A 9,553-nucleotide genomic window follows, 5' to 3' on the forward strand; every position below is an offset into this window, starting at 1 on the left:
TGCGCGACCAGCCACGAAGCAGCCGCAGCCTGCAACGCACAGCACGGGGCAGCCCCTGCCCAGGAACCAGAGCAGGGGGCAACCATGCTCCGGCGGGGGGGGGCTACGTCTGGCCGCTGCCACTCGTCCAGCGGGGGCCCGTTTCGGCCCACTCGCGATCCCAGGCGGCCAGCCGCCTCCGGTTCCAACGGACGCGGACCAGCGCGAGGCCCGTCAGAACGAGGAGGCACCACACGGTCACCGCCACGGCGGCGAGCATCGCCGCGCCCGTCACCGACTCGGCCCGGCTCGGCGGTTCGCGGACGATCCGGCCGCGCGCGTCGGTCCATACGGTGACGCGGTCCCCCGCCTGCTTCCCCGCCGGTACGCGGGCCCGGTCGGTGTGCCGCCTGCCGTCGTCCGACGTCCAGCGGACCTTGCCGGGCACGGTGTTCTCGGTGCTGCCGCCGCTCGTCAGGGCCGCGGGCGGCGGATCGCGGAGCAGGACCGCGCGTACGGCGGTCGCGCTCGCCCGGCGCTCGTCGAAGAGGCGCCCGCTCGTGTCGTGGACCAGCAGGCCCGTGACCGTACCGCCGCACACCATGAGGACGACGGCCGCGAGCACCGCCCATGCCTCGGCGATGTCCGTCCGGCGGCGCAGCGGGTTCCGCCGCCACCGCCACAGCCGTCGCCGCCCTCCCCCTCGTCGGCCTCCCCTTCGCCGCCGCGCCCTGCCCGTGCCCATGCCCGCCCCCCTACGTCCCCCCGTGTCCATTTCCCCTCCGCAACGTGACATCGCGTGAGCCCAGGAGCGAGGGCCGTTCGGGCCAGCCCTGGCCGCTCCGGGCCCGTCCGTTAAACGAACGCGGGGCCGGTGTAAACGGACGCAATCCGGCCAAGTTCTTGTCAGGTTAATGACACGGGGAACCGCCGGTGCCATTCTTCAGCTCGCCGAGGCGCCGCACCCCCACGGCCCACTCCCGCCGCGCCAGAGGCAGTTCGTCGCACCGTCCCCCCACGCGTACCCAGCTCCACCTGTTCTGCCCTGTCTCGCAGAAGGAGTTCAGCGTGCGTATGCGTTCCAACCCTCGAAGACGAGCCACCGTCGGCGGTGCGCTCGTCGCCGTCGCCGCCCTGGTGGGCGTCGGCATGCAGAGCGGCACCGCCAACGCAAGTCCCGACAACGCCCAGCCCGACGCCGCCAAGCCCGACTCCGGGGAGCTGCCCGTCAAGCTCTCCCCCACGCAGCGGGCCGACCTGCTCCAGGACGCCGCGACCACCCGCGCGGCGACCGCGAAGTCGCTCGACCTCGGCTCCAAGGAACAGCTCAAGCCGCGTGACGTCGTCAAGAACGCCGACGGCTCCGTGCACACCCGCTACGAGCGGACGTACGACGGTCTGCCGATCCTCGGCGGCGACCTGATCGTCCACGAGACCAAGGGCGGGAAGATCGAGGGCGTCGACCGGGGCATCAAGGGCGCGATCGAGGTCGCCACGACCAAGGCCGCCAAGGCGGCGCCCACCGTCAAGAAGGCCGCCAAGGACGCCCGCAAGGTGATCTGGGCCGCGGGCAAGAGCGCCCCCGTCCTCGCCTGGGAGACCGTCGCGGGCGGCAAGCAGAAGGACGGCACGCCCAACGAGCTGCACACCATCACGGACGCGAAGACGGGCAAGAAGCTCTTCTCGTACCAGGGCGTGCACAACGGCACCGGCAACAGCCAGTACAGCGGCAAGGTGAACCTAGGTACCACGGGCTCCGGCAGCCAGTACTCGCTCACCGACGGCACGCGCGGCAACCACAAGACGTACAACCTCAACCGCGGTACGTCCGGCACCGGCACGCTCTTCACCGACGCGGACGACACCTGGGGCGACGGCACGCCGTCCAACGCCCAGACCGCGGGCGTCGACGCGCACTACGGCGCGGCCCTCACCTGGGACTACTACAAGAACGTGCACGGCCGCTCCGGCATCAGGGGCGACGGCGTCGGCGCGTACTCCCGCGTCCACTACGGCAACAACTACGTGAACGCCTTCTGGCAGGACTCCTGCTTCTGCATGACCTACGGCGACGGCACGGGCAACAGCAAGCCGCTCACCTCGATCGACGTCGCCGCGCACGAGATGACCCACGGCGTCACCTCCAACACCGCCAAGCTGGTCTACAGCGGTGAGTCCGGCGGCCTGAACGAGGGGACCTCGGACATCTTCGCCGCGGCCGTCGAGTTCAACGCCAACAACTCCAGCGACGTCGGCGACTACATGGTCGGCGAGAAGATCGACATCAACGGCGACGGCACCCCGCTGCGCTACATGGACAAGCCCAGCAAGGACGGCGCGTCCAAGGACAACTGGTACGCGGGCATCGGCAACGTCGACGTGCACTACTCGTCCGGCGTCGCCAACCACTTCTTCTACCTGCTGAGCGAGGGCAGCGGCGCCAAGGTCATCAACGGCGTGCAGTACGACTCGCCCACGTACGACAACAAGCCGGTCACCGGCATCGGCCTCAAGAACGCCGAGAAGATCTGGTTCAAGGCCCTGGCCGAGAAGATGCGCTCCAACACCGACTACGCGGACGCGCGCCGCGCCACCCTGGAGGCCGCTGCCGACCTCTTCGGCCAGACCAGCGCGCAGTACGAGGCGGTCGCCCACGCCTGGGCCGCCGTCAACGTCGGCTCCCGCCCGGGGCCGGGCGAGCCCGGCGGCGAGAACGAGAACACGGACGACTACCAGATCCCGGACCCGGGCACCGTGGAGTCGCCGATCGCCGTCACGCGTGACGGCAACGCGCCGAGCACCCTCAAGGCCACCGTCGACATCGTCCACACCTACCGCGGCGACCTGCGCATCGACCTGGTCGCACCGGACGGCACGGCGTACCGGGTGAAGAACTCCAGCGCCTACGACTCGGCGGACAACGTCAAGGCGACCTACACGGTCAACGCGTCCTCCGAGAAGGCGGCCGGCACCTGGAAGCTGCGCGTCACGGACGTCTACTCGTCCGACAAGGGCTACATCAACAGCTGGAAGCTGACCTTCTGACCGGCTGAAGCCCACACCGGCACAGCCTGAACCTTCCCTCGCGGCGCGCCCCGGACGGAGCTCATCCCCCCGTCCGGGGCGCGTTCCCCATGGGGCCGAAAAGCGGTCCTGAGCGCCCTTGACGCGTTCCTGCCGGTCCGGTTGGGTGATCGCTGACCATGACACCTCCACCCCCTCCACCCCCTCCTCCTTCCACGTTCCGCCGGTTCGGTACGGGCCGCAGGATCGACCCGGCGCTGGACGACGAGGCCTTACGCACGGCCCGCGACGCCCTCGCGCAGGGCCACTGGACCGAGGCGCGCGGGCTGCTCCTCGCCACCGGCGGGGACCGGGACCGGCGCGGCCACCGGTGCACGGTGCTGGCGGCGGCCCCGGCGGCGGAGTCGTGGGCCCGCGAGTGGCGGTTGACGGAGCCGGACAGCGCCGACGCGGCCGTCCTCCTCGCCTGCGCCACGGCCTTACGGGCGGCGCGCGGCAAGCGGTCTCCCGAGGCGGCCCGTGACGCGATCGCCGCGGCCGTGCAGGCCGCTCCCACCGACCCGACGCCCTGGCTGGCGCTGCTCCTCCTCTTCCGCGCGACGTCCCCGCCAGGCTCCCCCGACGACTGCCGCTACGCCTTCGAGGAATTACGGGCCCGGCACCCCGAGCACCACCACGCGCACCATCTGATGGCGGCGGTCCTCGCCGAATCCGGCTCCGCTTCCGAAAGGGACACGGACGTCTACGAGTTCGCCGTCGAGGCCGCCGAGAGCGCCCCGGCCGACTCCCCGCTCGCCCTCCTCCCCGTCGTCGCCCACGCCGAGCGGCACCGGGTCCTCGCCGCCGCGCGCGAGGCGGCCCCCGACCCCACCGGTTCCGGCCACTGGAGGAACCGGCAGGCCCGGCGCCATGTGCGGGCCGCGTTCGACTGGTGGCTGGAGTGGGGCGCCGAGGACCACGGGCCCCGGCGGCTGCACGACCTCAACTTCCTCGCCCACGCCAAGTTCCACGAGGGGCGCATGGCCGAGGCCGCCGCGCTCTTCCAGCGGATCGGCCCCTACGTCACCCCGGAGCCCTGGTCGTACACGGGCCGCGATCCCCGCAAGGCGTTCCGCGCCGCGCACCGGGCCTCCCTCGGCGCCGTCTGAGCCCGCGCCATCCCCGCCCCGCCGTCAGCACAGGAGAGGACGTCCCCCGTCATGTCCACGGTCGGCCAAGGCACCACCGGCACGCAGGAGATCAGCACCTACAAGGGCCAGGAGCGGGCGCTGCGCGCGGGCCGCCTGGGCACCGCGGGGCTGCTGATGTCGGTCCTCGCGGCCACCGCTCCCCTGATGACCGTCGCGGGCGTGATGTCCACGACGTACGCCGTCATGGGGATCACGGGGCTGCCGCTGCTCTTCGTCATCCTCGGCGCGATCATGGCGCTGTTCGGCATCGGCTACGCCGAGATGAGCCGCCATGTGCACAACGCGGGCGCCTTCTACGCCTACATCTCGCGCGGCCTCGGCGGCCTCGCCGGTTCGGCCGCCGCGTACGTCGCGCTGGTCGCGTACAGCGCGCTCCAGGTCGGTGTCTACGGGATCTTCGGCTTCGAGGTCGCCGGGCTGCTGGACAAGTTCTTCGACGTCACGGTGGCCTGGTGGATCCCAGCCCTGGCCGCGCTCGCGGTGACCGCCGCGCTCGGCGCGCTGAAGATCGACCTGAACGTGAAGGTCGTCGGGCTGGTGCTGATCCTGGAGGTGCTGTTCGTCCTGATCATCGATGTGGCCTACGGCGCCGACCCCGGCGGCCAGGGCCTCTCGCTGGAGGCGTTCGACCCCGGCTCGGTCTCCGGAGCGGGGCTGGGCACGGCGCTCTGCTTCACCGTGGCGGCGTTCCTGGGCTTCGAACAGGCGCCCGTGTACGCGGAGGAGACCGACAAGCCGCAGACCGTGGTGCGGCGCGTGATGTTCCTGGCCGTCGGCATCATCGCCGTCTTCTACGCGCTGACCGCCTGGCTGATCGGCGTGGCCGCGGGCCCCGACCACGTGGTGGAGAAGGCGCGCGAGGAGAGCTCGGCGCTGATCTTCGCGCTCGCCGAGCCCCGGCTCGGGACCGCGTTCACGGACGTGCTGCACATCCTCTTCGTCACCGGCGCGTTCGGCTGCATGCTCGCCTTCCACAACGTGGTCTCCCGCTACGCCTTCGCCATGGGCCGCGAGGGCCTGTTGCCCCGTAAGGTCGGCCGCGCCTCGGCCAGCACCGGCGCGCCCGCGTACGGCTCGCTGGTGCAGACGGCCGTCTCGGTCGTGGTGGTGGCCGCCTTCCTCCTCAGCGACGACGGGAAGGCGGGCGACCCCACGGCCCCGGTGCTGCACCTGTTCACCTGGATGGGCAACCTGGGCGCGCTCGGCGTGATCCTGCTGATGGCCGCCACCTCGGTCGCCGTCATCGCCTTCTTCGTACGGCGCGGCGCCGCCCGCGCCCAGGCGTGGCGGCTGGTGTGCTCGGGCCTGGCGACGGTGGCGCTGGCCGTCGTCTTCGTCTACGCGGTCAAGGACTTCGACGTGCTGCTCGGCGCCGACCCCGGCTCGCCGCTGGCCTGGATGCTGCCGGGCGTCGTCGCCGTGGCGGCCGTGACCGGGGTGGCGGTGGGCCTGTACCTGCGCGCCCGCCGCCCGCGGGAGTACGCCCGTATCGGACTGGGCAACGAGGCGTTCCAGCTGGAGCGGGCGGCGTCCGAGGAACGCTAGTCTCCAGTTGCTCTGCGCAGGGCCTGCTCGCCGGGGGCGCAGACGGCGCGCAGCTCCGCCAGCTCGGCCGGCGGGAGGCGCAGGGCCGTGCCGACGCGCGAGGAGTCCAGCGTCCCGGCCCCGGCCTCCAGCCACTCCCCCGGCGCCTCGACGCCCAGGAACGCGGCCAGCCGGGCGAGTTCGCGCCGGGGCTCGGCGAGCAGCTCCTCGTACACCAGCGTCGTACGCGCGTCCGCCGGGACCGCGTCGAGGTGGCCCACGCCCTCGGCGATCAGCTCGGACCACAGCGCGCCGAACCGCGTGACGGACAGCTCCCGGTCGCGGACCAGCGCGGGGTCGAAGCGGTCGGCGAGCAGCCCGGTGAGGTGCGGGGGCGCCTTCGCGAGCCGCTCCTCGGTCAGCTGGGTCAGGTCGTCGACGCCGCACACCTCGGCCAGCTCGCGGAGCTGCGTGATCAGCCGGTATCCGGGGTGGCGGCTCATGGAGACGGCGCAGTCGGGCCCGTCGCGGTACAGATGCACGAAGCGCGCGTACGGAAAGGCGCGGCGGAGCTCGGGGATCCGGTTCAGCGAGTACCCGGAGCGCTCGACGGCGGCACGGTCGCCCGCGCCCAGCGTGGTGAACAGCGCCTCCCAGTGCCGCGGTCCCGGCCGGACGGGCCAGCGCGTGACCTCGGGCTCCAGCGCGTCGAGCAGCCCGTCGGGGTCGTCCGTCAGATGCGGGAGGACCATGAGGCAGAGGGCGGGGATGCCGGTCGTCTCCGCGGAGTAGCGGACTCCGGTCAGCCGGTTGTAGAGGAACTCCGGCAGCGGGGTGCCGCTGCGGATCATCCGGTCGAAGAAGGGCGTCGGCCGGGTGAGCCACTGCCAGAACTCGGCCCCGGACACCGGCTGTTCGCCGAGGGTGTCCGCGAGCATCGTGCTCGCCAGCAGCTCGTTGAGGCTGAGGAGATCCGGGTGCAGCCGCAGCACGCGCGAGAGCGCCGTGGACCCGGAGCGGCCCGTGCCGACGACGAAGGTCAGGGGCATCACGCCGGGGGGCTTCTCCGTGCCGTCCATCGGGCGCTCCTCACGTCTCGTAGGTCACTCCGGCGGCACCGGTGCCCGGCGCAGCTCGTGGAACTCCGGTACGCCCGCCAGCAGCAGCGTCCCGTCCCAGAGCCTGCCCGCAGCCTCCCCGCGCGGCACGGGCGAGACACACGGCCCGAAGACCCCCGTCATGCCGGTGCCGCCGGGCCGCTCCGTCCCGAGAACCGGAGTGCCGACGTCCGTACCGACGAGCGCGACGGCCGCCTCGTGCGAGGCGCGGAGAGCGGCGTCGTACGTCTCCGTCCAGGCGGCGTCCGCCAGTGCGCGCGGCAGCCCCGCCTCGGCGAGCGCGGCCGGGAGGACGCCGTCCCAGTCCCAGTCGCCGCCCTCGTGGACGCGGGTGCCGTACGCGGCGAGGAACGCGCCCAGCGCCTCGCTACCGTGCCGCTCGCGCACGGCGGCGCACACCCGTACCGGCATCCGCAGATACCCCTCCGGATCGCCCTCGGGGTCCACCTCCTCGCCCTCGTTGAGGAGGGTGAGGCTCATGACGTGCCAGACGATCCGCACCGGGCGTACGCGCGTCACCTCGCGCAGCCAGCGCGAGGTGATCCAGGTGTACGGGCAGGAGGGGTCGGCCCAGAAGTGCGCGACGGTCACGCCCGTGCCGGAAGTGTCGCCCATGGCCCGCCCCGTCGTGGCCCGCTCAGCCCACCGCCTGGGCCGCGGCCCGCCCCGCCGCGCGCCCCGAGAAGAGGCAGCCGCCGAGGAACGTGCCCTCCAGCGAGCGGTATCCGTGCACGCCCCCGCCGCCGAACCCGGCGGCCTCCCCTGCCGCGTACAGACCCGGCACCGGATCGCCACCCTCGGCCAGCACGCGCGAGGACAGGTCGGTCTCCAGCCCGCCGAGGGACTTGCGGGTGAGGATGTTCAGCCGCACCGCGATCAGCGGCCCCGCGGCCGGGTCCAGCAGGCGGTGCGGGGAGGCGACGCGGATGAGGCGGTCGCCGAGGAAGGCGCGCGCCCCGCGCATGGCCGTGACCTGGAGGTCCTTGGTGAAGGGGTTGCGGATCTCGCGGTCCCTGGCCAGCACCTCGCGGCGCAGCGCGTCGGGGTCGATGAGCTTGTCCCCGGTCAGCTCGTTCATCCGCCGGGCGAGCGTGCCGAGGTCGCGCTCGACGAGGAAGTCGACTCCGTGGTCCAGGAACGCCTGTACGGGTCCCGGGGCGCCGCCCCGCCCCCGTGCCAGCACGTCCCGTACGTTACGGCCGGTCAGGTCGGGGTTCTGCTCGGAGCCGGAGAGCGCGAACTCCTTCTCGATGATCTTCCGGCTGAGGACGAACCAGGTGTAGCCGTACCCCGTTCGCATGATGTGCTCCAGGGTGCCCAGAGTGTCGAACCCCGGGAAGAGGGGTACGGGCAGCCGTTTTCCGGTCGCGTCCAGCCAGAGCGAGGAGGGGCCGGGGAGGATGCGGATGCCGTGCAGGGGCCAGACGGGGTTCCAGTTCTCGATGCCCTCGGTGTAGTGCCACATGCGGTCGCGGTTGATCAGCCGCCCGCCCGCGCGCTCCGCGACGCCGAGCATCAGCCCGTCGACGTGCGCGGGGACCCCGGAGAGCAGCTTCTCCGGCGCGGCGCCCATCCGTTCGGGCCAGTGGGCGCGTACGAGGTCGTGGTTGCCGCCGATGCCGCCCGAGGTCACGATCACGGCTTGGGCGCGCAGCTCGAAGGAGCCCTGGACCTCGCGGCTGCTCGACTCGCCGCGCGCCACGTCGCTGGGGACCAGGACCTCGCCGGTGACGGTGTCGAGAGCGCCGCCCGTACGGTCCAGGCCCGTGACGCGGTGCCGGAAGCGCAGCTCGACGCGGCCCCGCGCGACCCCGGCCCGCACCCGCCGCTCGAAGGGCTCGACGATGCCGGGCCCGGTGCCCCAGGTGACGTGGAAGCGGGGCACCGAGTTGCCGTGGCCCTGCGCGTCGTAGCCGCCGCGCTCGGCCCAGTTGACGACGGGGAAGATCTTCAGCCCCTGCGCGCGCAGCCAGGACCGCTTCTCGCCCGCGGCGAAGTCGACGTACGCCTCGGCCCAGCGGCGCGGCCAGTGGTCCTCGTCCCGGTCGAAGCCCGCGGCGCCCTGCCAGTCCTGCCAGGCGAGTTCACGGCTGTCCCGGATGCGCAGCCTGCGCTGCTCGGGCGAGTTGACGAAGAAGAGCCCGCCGAAGGACCAGTGCGCCTGGCCGCCCAGCGACTGCTCGGGCTCCTGGTCGAGAAGGATCACCCGGCGCCCGGCCTCGGCCAGTTCGGCGGTGGCCACGAGCCCGGCGAGGCCCGCCCCGATCACGATCACATCGGCGTCGTACGCCATGCGCTGCGCCCACCCTTCCTCCGGCGACACGTCTGGTGGTGACCGGAGAGTAACCCCGCCCTCAGGCCACCGGCACCCCCTCGGCGGCAGAGTGTTTGGGTGACTCCACCTACGCGTAGACGCGCGGGCTTCCTGCGTCGGTGGCTAAGCCGCCGCGCAGAGGACCAGCCCGGCCCTGTTGAGGACGTTCGTCGCGCCGACGTGGTCCGCGTTCGCCGCGAACCCGCACGCCATGCACTGGAACCGTTCCTGGGTGACGCGGTTCTCCTTTGCGACATGCCCGCATTCGGGGCACGTGCGGGAGGTATTGCGCGCGTCCACCGGGACCACGAGGCGACCGGCACTCTCAGCCTTGTTCGCCAGGATCCCGAGGAACTGCGCCCAACCCGCGTCGAGGATGCAGCGGTTGAGCCCGGCCTTCGCGG

Annotated in this window: 8 protein-coding genes; 3 read left to right on the forward strand and 5 right to left on the reverse strand. The window is 72.6% G+C overall.

Annotation, left to right across the window (positions count from 1 at the left end; genetic code table 11):
- Window positions 1–103: 103 nt before the first annotated feature.
- Entirely contained in the window at window positions 104–724 is a 621-nt protein-coding gene (locus ACGF3A_RS25615) for a hypothetical protein (RefSeq protein ID WP_393732622.1), read from the reverse strand.
- Window positions 725–1,053: 329 nt separating this feature from the next.
- Here ACGF3A_RS25615 and ACGF3A_RS25620 point away from each other — a divergent pair, with 329 nt between their 5' ends.
- The 3 genes from ACGF3A_RS25620 to ACGF3A_RS25630 all read left to right on the forward strand — a co-directional run bounded on the left by ACGF3A_RS25620 (window position 1,054) and on the right by ACGF3A_RS25630 (window position 5,738).
- A complete protein-coding gene (locus ACGF3A_RS25620; protein ID WP_393732662.1) occupies window positions 1,054–3,024 on the forward strand; it encodes a M4 family metallopeptidase in 1,971 nt (656 codons plus the stop codon).
- A gap of 158 nt (window positions 3,025–3,182) precedes the next feature.
- The gene (locus ACGF3A_RS25625) at window positions 3,183–4,151 is read left to right on the forward strand and encodes a hypothetical protein (RefSeq protein ID WP_393732623.1); all 969 of its coding nucleotides are present in this window, start codon (window positions 3,183–3,185) and stop codon (window positions 4,149–4,151) included.
- A 51-nt stretch (window positions 4,152–4,202) separates the two neighbouring features.
- On the forward strand, window positions 4,203–5,738 hold the full coding sequence (locus tag ACGF3A_RS25630) for an APC family permease (RefSeq protein ID WP_393732624.1): 1,536 nt from the start codon (window positions 4,203–4,205) through the stop codon (window positions 5,736–5,738).
- Here the strand turns inward: ACGF3A_RS25630 and ACGF3A_RS25635 are convergent.
- The 4 genes from ACGF3A_RS25635 to ACGF3A_RS25650 all read right to left on the reverse strand — a co-directional run.
- Window positions 5,735–6,796 (reverse strand): sulfotransferase family protein, encoded by a 1,062-nt coding sequence (locus ACGF3A_RS25635; protein WP_393732625.1) that lies wholly within the window; start codon window positions 6,794–6,796, stop codon window positions 5,735–5,737. The genes ACGF3A_RS25630 and ACGF3A_RS25635 overlap by 4 nt on opposite strands.
- A gap of 24 nt (window positions 6,797–6,820) precedes the next feature.
- A complete protein-coding gene (locus tag ACGF3A_RS25640; protein ID WP_393732626.1) occupies window positions 6,821–7,450 on the reverse strand; it encodes a disulfide bond formation protein DsbA in 630 nt (209 codons plus the stop codon).
- Window positions 7,451–7,472: 22 nt separating this feature from the next.
- A complete protein-coding gene (locus ACGF3A_RS25645; RefSeq protein WP_393732627.1) occupies window positions 7,473–9,128 on the reverse strand; it encodes an FAD-binding dehydrogenase in 1,656 nt (551 codons plus the stop codon).
- 144 nt (window positions 9,129–9,272) lie between these two features.
- Window positions 9,273–9,553, reverse strand: a 281-nt coding sequence (locus ACGF3A_RS25650) for a zinc ribbon domain-containing protein (RefSeq protein WP_393732628.1), incomplete at its 5' end; no start/stop codon positions are given.

This window comes from Streptomyces sp. NPDC048172, assembly GCF_043202595.1.
Taxonomy (GTDB): Bacteria; Actinomycetota; Actinomycetes; order Streptomycetales; family Streptomycetaceae; genus Streptomyces.